15 protein-coding genes are annotated in these 14,409 nt (G+C 40.4%); 9 read left to right on the top strand and 6 right to left on the bottom strand.

Annotated elements, in window-relative coordinates:
* Window positions 1-9: 9 nt before the first annotated feature.
* Complete coding sequence (clpA, locus tag B9T29_RS01545; RefSeq protein WP_086174239.1) at window positions 10-2,286, top strand: ATP-dependent Clp protease ATP-binding subunit ClpA; 2,277 nt, start codon at window positions 10-12, stop codon at window positions 2,284-2,286.
* A 100-nt stretch (window positions 2,287-2,386) separates the two neighbouring features.
* The gene (locus B9T29_RS01540; protein ID WP_086174238.1) at window positions 2,387-2,740 is read left to right on the top strand and encodes a YnfA family protein; all 354 of its coding nucleotides are present in this window, start codon (window positions 2,387-2,389) and stop codon (window positions 2,738-2,740) included.
* A gap of 40 nt (window positions 2,741-2,780) precedes the next feature.
* On the opposite strand, the gene B9T29_RS01535 is transcribed toward B9T29_RS01540, so the two are convergent.
* The 3 genes from B9T29_RS01535 to B9T29_RS01525 all read right to left on the bottom strand — a co-directional run bounded on the left by B9T29_RS01535 (window position 2,781) and on the right by B9T29_RS01525 (window position 5,033).
* On the bottom strand, window positions 2,781-3,209 hold the full coding sequence (locus B9T29_RS01535) for a hypothetical protein (RefSeq protein WP_228146544.1): 429 nt from the start codon (window positions 3,207-3,209) through the stop codon (window positions 2,781-2,783).
* Window positions 3,210-3,351: 142 nt separating this feature from the next.
* Window positions 3,352-4,272, bottom strand: coding sequence for an ornithine carbamoyltransferase (gene argF, locus B9T29_RS01530; protein ID WP_086174236.1), 921 nt, complete (start codon window positions 4,270-4,272; stop codon window positions 3,352-3,354).
* Between the two features lie 110 nt (window positions 4,273-4,382).
* Entirely contained in the window at window positions 4,383-5,033 is a 651-nt protein-coding gene (locus B9T29_RS01525) for a TetR/AcrR family transcriptional regulator (RefSeq protein ID WP_086174235.1), read from the bottom strand.
* Window positions 5,034-5,280: 247 nt separating this feature from the next.
* Between B9T29_RS01525 and prpB the strand changes: the two genes are divergently transcribed.
* Together prpB and prpC are read left to right on the top strand one after the other, a co-directional pair.
* A complete protein-coding gene (gene prpB, locus B9T29_RS01520; RefSeq protein ID WP_086174234.1) occupies window positions 5,281-6,156 on the top strand; it encodes a methylisocitrate lyase in 876 nt (291 codons plus the stop codon).
* A gap of 23 nt (window positions 6,157-6,179) precedes the next feature.
* On the top strand, window positions 6,180-7,319 hold the full coding sequence (gene prpC, locus B9T29_RS01515) for a 2-methylcitrate synthase (RefSeq protein WP_086174233.1): 1,140 nt from the start codon (window positions 6,180-6,182) through the stop codon (window positions 7,317-7,319).
* A 42-nt stretch (window positions 7,320-7,361) separates the two neighbouring features.
* On the opposite strand, the gene B9T29_RS01510 is transcribed toward prpC, so the two are convergent.
* The 3 genes from B9T29_RS01510 to B9T29_RS01500 all read right to left on the bottom strand — a co-directional run bounded on the left by B9T29_RS01510 (window position 7,362) and on the right by B9T29_RS01500 (window position 9,157).
* Entirely contained in the window at window positions 7,362-7,988 is a 627-nt protein-coding gene (locus B9T29_RS01510) for an aminotransferase (RefSeq protein ID WP_416202473.1), read from the bottom strand.
* Window positions 7,988-8,464: a CinA family protein gene (locus B9T29_RS01505; protein WP_086174231.1), complete on the bottom strand. Its 477-nt coding sequence runs from the start codon at window positions 8,462-8,464 to the stop codon at window positions 7,988-7,990. The genes B9T29_RS01510 and B9T29_RS01505 overlap by 1 nt, the downstream gene beginning before the upstream one ends.
* Window positions 8,465-8,731: 267 nt before the next feature.
* Complete coding sequence (locus B9T29_RS01500; protein ID WP_086174230.1) at window positions 8,732-9,157, bottom strand: internalin; 426 nt, start codon at window positions 9,155-9,157, stop codon at window positions 8,732-8,734.
* A gap of 226 nt (window positions 9,158-9,383) precedes the next feature.
* Here B9T29_RS01500 and B9T29_RS01495 point away from each other — a divergent pair, with 226 nt between their 5' ends.
* From B9T29_RS01495 to ispD, 5 genes are all read left to right on the top strand, one after another.
* The gene (locus tag B9T29_RS01495) at window positions 9,384-11,024 is read left to right on the top strand and encodes a CTP synthase (protein ID WP_086174229.1); all 1,641 of its coding nucleotides are present in this window, start codon (window positions 9,384-9,386) and stop codon (window positions 11,022-11,024) included.
* 32 nt (window positions 11,025-11,056) lie between these two features.
* Window positions 11,057-11,914, top strand: coding sequence for a 3-deoxy-8-phosphooctulonate synthase (gene kdsA / locus B9T29_RS01490; protein WP_086174228.1), 858 nt, complete (start codon window positions 11,057-11,059; stop codon window positions 11,912-11,914).
* A gap of 64 nt (window positions 11,915-11,978) precedes the next feature.
* On the top strand, window positions 11,979-13,268 hold the full coding sequence (eno, locus tag B9T29_RS01485) for a phosphopyruvate hydratase (protein ID WP_086174227.1): 1,290 nt from the start codon (window positions 11,979-11,981) through the stop codon (window positions 13,266-13,268).
* A gap of 17 nt (window positions 13,269-13,285) precedes the next feature.
* A complete protein-coding gene (ftsB, locus tag B9T29_RS01480; RefSeq protein ID WP_086174226.1) occupies window positions 13,286-13,681 on the top strand; it encodes a cell division protein FtsB in 396 nt (131 codons plus the stop codon).
* Window positions 13,647-14,363, top strand: a complete 717-nt coding sequence (gene ispD, locus B9T29_RS01475; RefSeq protein WP_086174225.1) for a 2-C-methyl-D-erythritol 4-phosphate cytidylyltransferase — start codon at window positions 13,647-13,649, stop codon at window positions 14,361-14,363. Before ftsB ends, ispD begins: the two co-directional genes overlap by 35 nt.
* Window positions 14,364-14,409 lie beyond the last annotated feature (46 nt).

Raw genomic sequence — 14,409 nt, 5'->3', positions numbered from 1 at the left:
GGGGATTACATGCTCAGTCGTCAATTAGAAGTATCTTTACGTTTGGCTGTTAGCATGGCTCGTCAAAAGAGACATGAGTTTCTCACGGTTGAACATTTATTGTTGGCTTTACTTGATAATGACTCTGCTGTAAATGCGCTAAAAGCGTGTGGAGCAGATATCATCGTACTCCGTAAAGAGCTAGAAGAATACGTTGAACAACACACCCCTAAACTGGCCGAACATAGTGATCAGGCACCCCATCCGACTGAAAGCTTTGATCGCATTCTGCAACGTGCAATTTTCCATGTGCAATCCAGCGGCGGTGATCGTACAGTAGAAGGTGCAGACATTTTGGTTGCAATGTATTCTGAACGGGATTCTTTTGCGGTTTATTTACTTAAACGTCACCAGATTAATCGTTTAACATTAACTCAATATTTATCGCATGGTACCCGTAAAGAAGACGTACCTGCTGAAGAAGAAGTGGAAGAGCTGGATGGAGAAACATCAAGTTCGTCAAATGCAGGTCCACTGGATTTATACACCACCAATTTGAATGCAGAAGCGCAAAAAGGGAAAACCGATCCTTTGATCGGGCGTGAAAAAGAAATTGAACGTACCGCACAAATTCTATGCCGTCGACGTAAAAACAATCCCTTGCTGGTCGGTGATCCGGGTGTGGGTAAGACCTCGATTGCAGAAGGTCTGGCTTGGCTGATTGTAAATGGTAAAGCGCCTAAACCATTAGCCAATGCTGAAGTGTATAGTCTGGATATTGGTGCCTTGGTTGCAGGAACCAAATATCGCGGTGACTTTGAAAAACGCTTGAAACAATTGTTGAATGCGTTGAAAAAGAAACCGGAAGCCGTGTTATTTATTGATGAAATTCACATGATTATTGGTGCAGGCTCAAGTATGGGCAGCACCATGGATGCATCAAACTTAATTAAACCGGCGTTGTCGAATGGTAGCTTGCGCTGCATCGGTTCAACCACTTTTCAGGAATATCGCCAAGTATTTGAAAAAGATCATGCTTTGTCGCGTCGTTTCCAGAAAATTGATGTCAATGAACCTTCTATTTCAGAAACCATTGATATTTTACGTGGCTTAAAATCCAAGTTTGAAGATTTTCATCACGTGAAATATGACGATAAAGCTTTGGTTTCTGCGGTGGAGTTATCAGCCAAGTTTATTAATGATCGTTTCTTGCCAGATAAAGCAATTGATGTAATTGATGAGGCAGGTGCTCAACGTCGTTTGAAAGCGGAGCAGGATGATACTTTAATCACGGTTGAAAACATTGAAGATATCATCTCCAAAATTGCGCGTATTCCCCCGAAAACCGTATCGAAAGATGACAAAACAGTGCTTTCAAATCTGGAACGTGATCTTAAACGTGTGGTCTTCGGTCAGGATGAGGCAATTGAAGCCTTGGGCTCTGCAATTAAATTGTCGCGTGCAGGGCTAAAATCACCGGATAAACCGGTGGGTAGCTTTGTTTTTGCAGGTCCTACAGGTGTAGGTAAAACTGAAGTCACCAAGCAGTTGGCAAAACTGTTGGGTGTGGAACTGGTTCGTTTCGATATGTCGGAATATATGGAACGTCATGCAGTTTCCCGTTTAATTGGTGCACCTCCAGGATATGTCGGTTTTGATCAAGGCGGGCTACTCACAGATGCGATTCATAAGAATCCACATTGTGTATTGCTTTTGGATGAAATTGAAAAAGCGCATCCAGATGTGTTTAATTTGTTATTGCAAATTATGGATCATGGTGCATTGACCGATAATAATGGTCGCAAGTCAGATTTCCGCAATGTGGTTCTGGTTCTTACCACCAATATTGGGGCTGAAAGTATTTCACGCGCCAGCATTGGTTTTAGGGAGCAGGACAACAGCAATGATAACCAGGACGCTATGAAAAAAGCATTCTCTCCAGAATTCCGTAACCGTCTGGATGGTGTGATTCAATTCAAGGCATTGCCAACGACAGTCATTGAAAATGTGGTTGATAAATTCCTGACTGAACTTCAAGCACAGCTTGATGAGAAGAAAGTGATTCTGGAAGTGGATAAGAGTGCACGTGAATGGATGGCTGAAAATGGCTATGACCGTTTGATGGGTGCTCGTCCAATGCAACGTTTGATTCAGGAACACTTGAAGAAGCCACTTGCCGAGATGATTCTATTTGGCGAGCTTGCAGAACATGGTGGTAATGTCGCAGTATCTGTGAAGAAAGAAAATGGTAAAGCAGTAGGGCTTAAACTTGAAGTTTTTGAAGATCAAACTGCTGAACCAGCTTAATCAAACTTAATTAATCAAATAACCCGTGTTCACACGGGTTATTTTTTTATTTTCATTCTGACATTTTCCTAAAGATAGAAAAACTGATCAATTAAAAATTATGGATATCCAGCTTAATAAAGTTATCACCACATTTTTATTATTCTTAGTCACTGCTGTGATGGAAATTTTAGGCTGTTATTTCCCTTATCTGATTCTGAATCAAGCGAAATCCCAGTGGTTATGGTTGCCTACTGCTCTGGCATTGACGGTGTTTGTTTGGTTGCTGACTTTGCATCCTGCTGCATCAGGTCGAATTTATGCAGCTTATGGCGGCATTTATATTTTTACCGCTTTAATGTGGCTACGTTTCGTCGATCATGTAACTTTGACACGTTGGGATATGTTAGGGGGATTAGTCGTCATACTTGGTGCGATGATTATTATTTTACAGCCGCAAGGTTTGATACGTTAGTGCATGAATATATTCACTACTAACGTATCCAATTATGCTGTTAGAAAGTACATTCACTATTTTTGATTTTAAAGTCATAACTTTGACTTTCAGCTGAAAGTTTTAGCTCAACTTTATATGGATTGACCCGCTGAAATTCATTTTCAAACAACAAATTACAACTTTGCAGGATATTTTTTCTAATCAGCTTTTTGACTTCTTTTTCACCCACATCTTGTGCAAACTGGGAAAAATCAGCTGTGGTGATAATGCCTTCAATTTCTACTTTATTCGCACTCATTTTGTATTTTTCCATCAGCATGTTTTGATCAATCTGGAAAGGCAGCGTACGTGAGTCTTCATCACTAATTACATCTAAAATTTCATTGAGTGCTTTACTGTTTTGGATTTTAAATGAGTTGTCTAAAATCTGTTTCTTAACTAAATATTGATCAAGTTCTGTGGCTTTAGCTTGAGCTGTATGGAGCATGAAAAAAGTACTTAAACATATAAATATTTTTTTTAAAGGCATCGTTATAATCACTTAAAAAGTTTATGGCTTAAATTAAACTTTTTATACGCATAAAAAAAGCACCCGAAGGTGCTTTTTTAGAAAACTTTAGTCTGAAAACTTAGTCTTTCTTTAAATTTTCATTGATCAAGAATTCAACCAGCGCTTTTTGCGCATGCAGGCGGTTTTCAGCTTCATCCCAAACCACAGCATTTTTGTGGTCTAGCATATTCTCTGAAATCTCTTCGCCACGGTGAGCAGGCAAGCAGTGCATGAACAAGCAATCAGGATGTGCTAAATCCATTAAACGCTCATTCACCTGATAATCGGCAAAGGCTTTTTCACGGATTTTTTGCTCTTCTTCCTGGCCCATGCTTGCCCAAACGTCAGTCACGATTAAGTCAGCATTCACGGCTGCATCTTCAGCAGAATCCACAAGTTCTACGCAATGGGCAAATTCAGACAAGAATTTTTCTTGTGGTTCATAGCCTTTAGGGGCAGCAATTTTGAGTTTAAAGCCCCACATGTGTGCAGCTTCAATATAAGAGTTGCACATGTTATTGCCGTCACCAATCCAGGCCACGGTTTTTCCTTCAACTGAACCACGGTGTTCAATAAAAGTTTGCATGTCAGCTAAAAGCTGGCAAGGATGATGATCATCAGTCAAGGCATTAATTACCGGAACTTTTGAATAAGAAGCAAAACGTTCCACGATGTCATGGCCAAAAGTACGGATCATCACAATATCAAGCATGCTTGAGATCACACGTGCCGAATCTTCTACAGGTTCACCACGACCCAATTGTGAGTCACGTGATGATAGGAAAATTGCACTACCACCAAACTGGCTCATACCTGCTTCAAACGAAACACGCGTACGGGTGCTCGATTTTTCAAAAATCATGCCCATGACTTTGCCAACAAAAGGTTGGAAAACTTCGTTGTTATGTTGCTTACGTTTGAGTTCAATCGCGCGTTGCAAAATTTGATTCAGTTCTAAAGTCGATAAATCGCGTAAAGTTAGAAAATGACGTAGAGCCATGGTTACTCCACAATAATTGCTGAATAGAAAAAAACAACAATTAGTTGTTGGTTGGTTAAATGGAAAGGGAATCGATTAATATACTATATGCAGGGAGAATTGCAAAAAAACTAGACCTGTTGATGGCCTTCCAGAAAACGATCTACGCAATAAGTGATGTAATTGCTGGTTTCTTGATCATTTTCACGGATCGGAACACCCATTAGAACGCACCATTCAATATTGCGGATAATTCCAAAATACAGTTGAGCAGAATAAATCGGTTGTTTGCATTTAATAATGCCGATTTCATCGGCTTTGGTTAGCGCATTGGCTATGGCCATTTGAATATGCTTTGGACCCTGTTCATGAATGTACAGAGCAAGCTGTGGGCTGCGCTGTGTCTGTTCAATGATTAAGCGAAGGAAGGCTGCATTTTCTGGAAGCATTAAATGTTGCTTAACATTCATCAGGGTCTGAATTAAATAGGCACGAAGATCATCTTTGCCGTGTTCAAAAGGTATGCAGATATCTTTAAAAAACAGTTCACGGCGATAATCACAGATCGCGGTAAATAGACCTTCTTTATTGCCAAAAAATTTGTAGATTGAAGCTTTGGAACCACCGGCATGATTGACAATATCATCTAAGGACACGGCATCATAACCATGTTTCAGAAATAGCTCGTTGGCACTGAGTAAAAGTGCCAGACATCGTTCATGACCACGTTTTGTTTGTGGTGTATCACGAGCGAGCGGTTCTAATTGAGCGAGTTCTTGCATATGGCGTATTAGTGTCAACAATCAAAAAAAATAATTCAATTGCAATTATAGCAAAAATATGTACACATTTCTTGAAATAAAGGCTTTGTCTTATTTAGAAACAATTATGAAGAAACGAAATATTACTATAGTTTTGGTGAATATTTGACTAAAGTTATAGAGTAAAGATTCTAAATAGTCATGGCCAAACAGGGGTTTATGGATATACTCAAACTTCGATAAATAAAGTGAAACTGTGGAAAGGAAGATGACACAACAAATGTCTGCAGGCTTAAGATTTAGACAAGCACTGGAAGTGGAAAAGCCATTACAAATTATTGGCACAGTGAATGCCTATGCAGCCATGATGGCGAAAGAAGTGGGTTATAAAGCCATTTATGTATCGGGTGCAGGAGTTGCCAACTATTCTTATGGATTGCCTGACTTGGGTATGACCAGTTTAGATAACGTATTAGAAGATGTGCGTCGTATTACCGAACGTGTAGATACGCCATTACTGGTAGATATTGATACAGGATGGGGCGGTGCATTTAATATCGCACGTACTGTGAAGCAGATGATTGCAGCAGGTGCTGCAGCTGTACATATTGAAGATCAGGTAGCGCAAAAGCGCTGTGGGCACCGTCCGAACAAGGAAATTGTAACCCAACAGGAAATGGTCGATCGTATTAAAGCTGCGGTAGATGCCAAAACTGATTCAAACTTTGTAGTGATGGCGCGTACTGATGCCTTACAAAAAGAAGGTCTGCAAGCCGTGATTGACCGTGCATGTGCATGTGTTGAAGCGGGTGCAGATGCCATTTTTGCAGAAGCGATGACAGATATCACCATGTACAGAACAGTGTGTGATGCGGTGGGTGTTCCTGTATTGGCCAATATTACCGAATTTGGTGATACACCTTATTACACAGTGGATGAGTTGGGTGAACAAGGCATTCGTATGGTGCTTTATCCACTCTCTGCTACGCGTGCAATGCAGAAAGCAGCTTTGGAAGTGATGCGTTCTATTCGTGAAAATGGTACGCAAGTCAACGTATTGGATAAGATGCAACAGCGTAAAGAACTTTACGAATTCCTGGATTATCATACGTTTGAAAATACTCTGGATAAACTGTTTAAATAAATAATTCAAAAAGGAGAATTAAAATGGCTGAAGGAAAAGTACTGACAGGTGCAGGATTGCGCGGACAGGTTGCCGGTAAAACCGCACTTTCGACAGTAGGTAAGAGCGGTGCAGGTCTAACCTATCGTGGTTATGATGTACAAGATTTGGCGGAGAACTGCCAGTTTGAAGAAGTCGCTTACCTGATTTTCTTTGGTGAATTGCCAACGACTGAACAGCTTGCAGCTTATAAGGCGAAGCTGAAATCGCTTCGTGCATTGCCTCAAGCATTGAAAGAAGTATTGGAACGCATTCCAGCAGATTCACACCCAATGGATGTGATGCGTACTGGCGTTTCCATGCTGGGCAACCTGGAAACAGAAAAGTCTTTTGCTGAGCAGCAAGATGTTGCAGATCGTATTTTAGCAACCTTACCTGCGATCATCTGTTATTGGTATCGTTATAGCCATGATGGCGTGCGTATTGAAGAAAACACCGATGATGATTCTATCGGTGCTCAATTCCTGCATTTATTACGTGGTGAAAAGCCAAATGAATTGCATGAGCAAGTGATGAATGTATCATTAATTCTTTATGCAGAGCATGAATTCAACGCATCAACCTTTACTGCGCGTGTGTGTGCTTCAACCTTGTCTGATATGCACTCATGCATTACCGGTGCAATCGGTTCACTGCGTGGCCCGTTACATGGTGGTGCCAATGAAGCAGCCATGGAAATGATTGAAAACTGGACCTCTGCCGACGAAGCTGAGCGTGAAATGCTGGGCAAGCTTGAACGTAAAGAAAAGATCATGGGCTTTGGTCATGCCATCTACAAAGATAATGATCCGCGTAATGGCATCATCAAAATCTGGTCTGAGCGTTTAGCCAAAGATGTAGGTGATACCGTACTATATCCGGTATCAGTACGCTGTGAAGAAGTGATGTGGCGTGAGAAGAAATTATTCTGTAATGCTGACTTCTTCCATGCTTCTGCCTATCACTTTATGGATATTGCAACCAAACTGTTTACGCCAATCTTCGTGATGTCGCGTGTAACAGGTTGGGCTGCGCATGTGATGGAACAGCGTGCGGATAACCGTATTATTCGTCCAAGTGCGGATTATACCGGTCCTGAACTGCGTAAAGTGGTTCCAATTGCCGAGCGTAGTTCTGCTGCTTAAGTCTGATATTGTTGAATCAAAAATAAAGCCTAATTAGAGGCTTTATTTTTTTGCAGTCAATAAAACCGGATCTTCAATGCTATAACCAGTTTCATAAGGCAGGCCCAGATATTTAACCACCGCTAAAATTTTTTGTTGCTGAGGAACTTTGTAGGCTTGAGAGATGTTTAATCCATAGCGGTAATCAATGGCCTGATGAGTTTGGCTTTTAAAATTTTTACTGCTGAGCTGATATTTATAAGTATATTTGGCAATATATTGTTTAGGGTCATACCATGACTGTTGTTTTGAGGTGGTTTTATTTAATACCTGAATTTTGATGCTCGATTTAGGTATAGGCGCGAGGGGATTAAGCCGCTTTTTAATTTTAGCTATTTCCTTATCGAACTGCCGACTATCTTGGTCATAATCAATTTTCTTGGTTTTTGGATTGATATACAGTGAATTCACCTGGATCAGTTTTTCAGGCTGTTTGGTGTTTTTGAACTGATAATAATAGAGTTGTGGCAGGCGACCACGACCATCCAGATAATGTTTAAGCAGATAAACTTTTTGTTCTTTACCTTCATACCCCAGAACTTCAATATTTTGAGGGCCGCCTACGGTTGCAAAACAGGTGCAGGGCAGCAGTATGAAGCTAAATGCGAAAGTTTTAATGTTAAGCATTATTAAATTCCCTGAATGAGTTTGGTTATTTCATCTGCAATATATTGGCTTAAAACAGCCAGCCGTTTTAATGGTGTTCCATCAATAAAATAATGAAAGTTATGAATTTTATTTAAATATAAAATTGAGATAAAAAATGTGCCTTCAGGTTTACTTTCTGTTGCGCTACCACCAGGTTTGAGTAAACCCGTGCAAGCAACGATAATATCGGCTTGAGTAAAGAGATTTTTTCCTTGCCTTGCCATTGCCTCAGTGACTTCGGTTGATTCTGCTGTGTATTTTTCTATAAGTTCAGCATTAATCTTCAGTATATCAATCTTGATTGAGGGATCATAACTGACCAGTCCACCAAGTAAAATCTCGGCGCCACTGTTCTTGCAAATAGAAAATTGACTGGAAAGATAACCGGAGCTGGCACTTTCAATAAAAGCGATCTTTAATTGACGTTGTTCAAGTAGATCACAACATTGTTTTAACATGAATGAATTTCTCAAAATAAATGATATTTAAGTTTAGGTGATTCTTTTGTCTTGGCAGAGGGTTTGTACAAACAAGACTAAAAGTAGAAATCCATTCCTCATTTTTAAGTTCATATTTTTTCTTTTAAATTCACCTTCTTTTGTTTTTAATTTATCTAAATACTTTTTAAATGAAAATTTAATTTAAACCCTATAAATTATCGTTAATCATGTACAAGCCTGCAATAAAAAACCCGCCATAAAGACGGGTTTTTAGAATCACGGAATTTATTTATCCAGTGCAGGAGTTGCAGCCGCAATGGCAGCAGCAACGGCATCATCTTCAGTCTGTGCTGCTGAAGTTGGTTTGCTTGGAACCGCTTGGGTTGGCTTTTCTTCAACCTTTGCAGTTTCAGCTTTAGGGGCTGCTTCAGTAGCCGGCTTTTGTTGCGGTGCGTCACGTACTTCACGACGAATTTCAGTCGTGGTATTTGCTGTTTCCTGACGTTCAACTTCTACCTGTGTTGGAATTTGGGTTTCGTTATTTTCAACAGCTTCTAAAGGTTCTGCTTGTGCAGGTTGATCCAATTGTTCAGTTTGTTGAGTTGTTTCAACCTGTTCTTGCTCATCTTCCTTTGGTGTTTCTTTTTTTACACATGCTGTTAAAAGTAAACCTGCTGCAATAGCACCACAAAGTAAAAGTTTGTTATTCATAATCGCACAAAATAAAGCATTAATTGGATGTTGCCATTATAACAGCAATTACGAATATAAAAATCCTATGAAGTTACTCTAATTTTTTATCGGAAATGCTGATAGAATAACCAATTGTTTATTGTTCTATGAATTGATGCGGAATGACTTTGCTTTATTGGTACAGAGTAAAGTAAAATCGCACAACATTGTAGGCCAATTTAGGCTCCATTGTACGAGAAACTTAATGACCCATTTTATTTTCGTTACTGGTGGTGTTGTATCATCACTAGGTAAAGGTATTTCAGCTGCATCTGTGGCTGCGCTTTTAGAAGCCCGTGGTTTAAAAGTGACCATGGTCAAAATGGATCCATACATTAATGTCGATCCAGGGACGATGAGTCCGTTCCAACATGGTGAAGTTTTTGTCACAGAGGATGGTGCGGAAACTGACTTGGATTTGGGTTATTACGAACGTTTCTTACGTCGTGCGAAAATGACCAAATTGAATAACTTCACCTCAGGTCGTGTTTATCAGGACGTTTTAAATAAAGAACGCCGTGGTGACTATCTGGGTGGTACTGTTCAGGTTATTCCACATATTACCGATAATATTAAAGAACGTGTGCTTCGCGCTGGCGAAGGTTATGACGTTGCCATTGTTGAAATTGGCGGTACAGTAGGTGACATTGAATCTCTCCCATTCATGGAATCTGTACGTCAGTTAATGGTAGAACTTGGTCATAAACGCACGATGCTTATGCATTTGACCTTACTTCCATACATTAAGTCAGCAGCGGAACTCAAAACCAAACCTACTCAGCACTCTGTAAAAGAGCTGTTGTCTATTGGTATTCAACCAGACATCCTGATCTGCCGTACCGAACATGATGTAGATGCCGATACCACTCGCAAAATTGCGTTATTTACCAACGTTGAAGCGCGTGCAGTTGTGGTATGTAAAGATGCCCGTTCTATTTATCAAATTCCGCGTACCTTCTATGAACAAAACGTTGATGATTTAATCTGTGAACGTTTTGGTTATAACGACCTTCCAGAAGCAGACCTTTCTGACTGGGATCATGTTGTAGACGCGTTATTGAACCCTGAATATACCGTGCGTGTTGCAATGGTCGGTAAATACGTTGAGCTTCCAGATGCATATAAATCTGTAAACGAAGCACTTTTACACGCTGGTATTAAAAACCGTGTGAAAGTTCAAATCGACTATGTCAATGCTGAAGAACTTGAAAGCCAAGATGTAAGCGAAGTATTGAAAGATGCTGATGCAATCCTGGTTCCAGGTGGTTTTGGTGAACGTGGTACTGAAGGCAAAATGCAAGCGATTAAATTCGCACGTGAAAACGGTGTGCCTTTCTTGGGTATCTGTTTAGGTATGCAGTTGGCTGTAATCGAATATGCACGTAACGTTGCAGGCATTCCTGATGCTACTTCTACTGAATTTAACCGTTCTACTAAATCACCTTTAATTGGTTTGATTACTGAATGGTTGGATGAACGTGGTGAAGTTCAACAACGTAATGTCGATTCGGACCTTGGCGGTACCATGCGTCTGGGTGCTCAAAAATCTGAACTGGTTGTGGGTACTAAAACTTGTGACGTGTATGGTTCAGCAGAAATCATTGAACGTCACCGTCACCGTTACGAAATGAACAACCGCTATATTCCAGTGCTTGAAGAAAAAGGCATGAAGATTTCAGGTTATTCACCAGTACAACATTTGGTAGAAACAGTTGAAATTCCTCAACATCCTTGGTTTATTGCTGTACAATTCCATCCGGAATTTACAAGTTCACCACGTGATGGTCATCCATTGTTTGCTAGCTTCATTGATGCTGCGAAAAAACAGTACCAAAAAACCAAATAATGGCTGGGTAGGACTAAACTAGGAAAGTTTAAATGTCGCAATTAAAACCACAAGAAATTGTACGTTTAGGCGATATACAAATGGCAAATCACTTGCCATTTGTATTATTCGGCGGAATGAATGTACTTGAGTCAAAAGACCTCGCTTTTGAAATTGCAGAAACTTATGTAGATATCTGCAAACGTTTGGACATTCCTTACGTGTTTAAAGCAAGTTTTGATAAGGCCAACCGTTCAAGCTTGAACTCTTTCCGGGGCCCAGGCCTGGAAAAAGGGATTGAATGGTTAGCGGACATTAAAAAACACTTTAATGTACCCATCATTACCGATGTGCATGAGCCATATCAGGCTGCTCCTGTGGCAGAAGTTGCTGACATTATTCAGTTGCCTGCATTTTTAAGTCGACAGACTGACCTGGTTGAAGCAATGGCAAAAACAGATGCCATTATCAACATCAAAAAAGCACAATTCCTTGCACCGCATGAAATGCGTCATATCATGAACAAATGCTTGGAAGCGGGTAATGATAAATTGATTTTATGTGAGCGCGGCTCAGCATTTGGTTACAATAATCTTGTAGTCGATATGCTTGGTTTTGACACCATGAAACAAATGAATGTCCCAGTGTTCTTTGATGTCACCCATGCGCTACAAACCCCAGGTGGGCGTGAAGACTCTGCTGGCGGTCGTCGTGCGCAGATTACCACATTGGCGCGTGCAGGTATGGCAACTGGTTTGGCTGGTTTGTTCTTAGAAGGACATCCAGATCCGGACAAAGCCAAATGTGATGGTCCATGTGCATTACGTATGTCACAACTTGAGCCATTCTTGGCGCAATTGAAAGAATTAGATACTTTGGTGAAAGGCTTTCAAAAGCTCGACACACACTAAACCCAATTTACATTGATGCGTCTTTTTGATGCATCATCTTTATTAATCAACTGAGGAATTGTTCATGAGCCAAATCGTTGACATTCGTGCACGTGAAATTTTGGACTCTCGTGGTAACCCTACCATCGAAGCTGACGTAATCTTAGCCTCTGGCGTAGTAGGCCGTGCATGTGCACCATCTGGTGCTTCAACTGGTTCTCGTGAAGCTTTAGAACTTCGTGATGGCGATAAAGCACGTTATTTAGGTAAAGGTGTTAAAACAGCGGTTAACAACGTAAACACTGTAATCCGTGATGCTTTGCTTGGTAAATCTGTATTCGAACAAAAAGACATCGATAACACGATGATTGCTTTAGACGGTACTGAAAACAAAGAAAAACTAGGTGCAAACGCAACTTTAGCGGTGTCTTTGGCTGCTGCACGCGCTGCTGCTGATGAAAAGAAAATTCCTCTTTTTCAATACATCGCAGACCTTCGCAACAATTCAATCTTGACTATGCCTGTCCCAATGATGAACATCATCAATGGTGGTTCACATGCAGACAACAACGTTGATATTCAAGAGTTTATGATTGAACCTGTAGGTTTCACTTCATTTGCTGAAGCGTTACGTGCCGGTGCTGAAATCTTCCATTCTTTGAAATCAGTATTAAACAAAAAAGGTTTAAACACTGCTGTGGGTGATGAAGGTGGTTTCGCGCCAAACCTTCGTTCTAACGAAGAAGCGATCACTGTAATTCTTGAAGCAATTGGGCAAACTGGCTACAAAGCAGGTTCTGACATCATGCTTGCGCTTGACTGTGCATCTTCAGAATTCTACAAAAATGGTCAATACATTCTTGCTGGTGAAGGCAACAAGGCTTTCACAAGCAACCAGTTCTCTGACTATTTAGCTGGTTTAGTAAACCAATACCCAATTATCTCAATTGAAGATGGTTTGGACGAGTCGGATTGGGAAGGTTGGTCTTACCTGACTTCTATCCTTGGCGACAAAATCCAGTTGGTTGGTGATGACTTGTTCGTTACAAATCCTAAGATTTTACAACGCGGTATTAATGAGAAAGTGGCTAACTCTATTCTTATTAAATACAACCAAATCGGTACTTTGACTGAAACTTTAGATGCAATCTATCTTGCTAAAGCAAATGGTTACTCTACAGTGATTTCACACCGTTCTGGTGAAACTGAAGATTCAACTATTGCGGATCTTGCAGTAGGTACTGGCGCTGGTCAAATCAAGACTGGTTCACTTTGCCGTTCTGACCGTGTAGCGAAATATAACCAATTACTTCGTATTGAAGAATTGACTAAAGCTGCTTATCGCGGTAAAGCTGAGTTCAAAGGTTTGAACTAAGCGACTGAATGCCATTTATGTTAAATGTATTCGACTCTTTAATGAGTAAAGTATTATTGGGCCTTGCGATCATTTTGATCGCAGGGTTTCAGTACTTGTTTTGGTTTGGTGAAGGTGGTTACCATGACCATCAGAAGCTGGCACAAAAAATTCAACAACAAACAGAATTAAATACCGAACTCAAAGAACGTAATCGAGTTCTGGCTGCAGAAGTCTATGACTTGAAAAATGGTATTGAAGCCATTGAAGAGCATGCACGTTTAGATTTGGGCTTGATCAAGCCACATGAAACTTTTGTGCAAATGAGCACCATTGGTACTCACTATAAACCGATTTATATTGATCCAAATGCCAAAGTTGATTTAAGAACAAATGAGAATGACACTGGAGCACCAGTCGAAGATGAACCCTAAAATATGGGCAGTCATTCCTGCTGCTGGTTCCGGAAGCCGTTTTTCTAAAACAGAACTTAAACAATACCAACTCATTCAAGATCGAACCGTACTTGAACATACCGTTGCGCGTCTGAATCAGTTGCCTTTGGCAGGTTATGTTTTTGCTATTGGGGCACAGGATGATGTTGCAAAAACCTTAACATTTTCAAATCCTGAAAAGGCTCATTTTTGTTCGGGCGGTGCAGAGCGGGTCAATTCGGTTCTCAATGCCTTAAGCTATCTTGACGCATTTGCAGCTGAAGAGGATTGGGTATTTGTACATGATGCCGCACGTCCATGTGTGACTCAAGATTGTCTGAACCGTTTGGTGAATACCGCTATTCAGGAAAATTGCAGTGCAATTTTAGCCATTCCTGTGCGTGATACTTTGAAATATGTTGCACATGAAAATGCGATTGATAAGACGGTCAGTCGCGATCATTTATGGCAAGCACAAACTCCTCAAATCTCCCGATTAGGCATTTTGAAGCATGCGATTGAAAAAGCATTGCAGGATGGCATGACCATTACTGATGAAGCGAGTGCTCTGGAGTATATAGGTGAGCAGGTGAAAGTAGTACAAGGGCGATCAGATAATATCAAGATTACCTATGCTGATGATCTGGAACTGGCAAAACTGATTTTAATGGCGCAAAAATAAAATAAAAATGGCTACAGATGTATAATCTGAATAACTTTAATTTTAT

The organism is Acinetobacter sp. ANC 3903, from assembly GCF_002135315.1.
Taxonomy (GTDB): domain Bacteria; phylum Pseudomonadota; class Gammaproteobacteria; order Pseudomonadales; family Moraxellaceae; genus Acinetobacter.
Note: the sequence above shows the minus strand (reverse complement) of the source record. Positions and strands in the feature narration are given on the sequence as shown.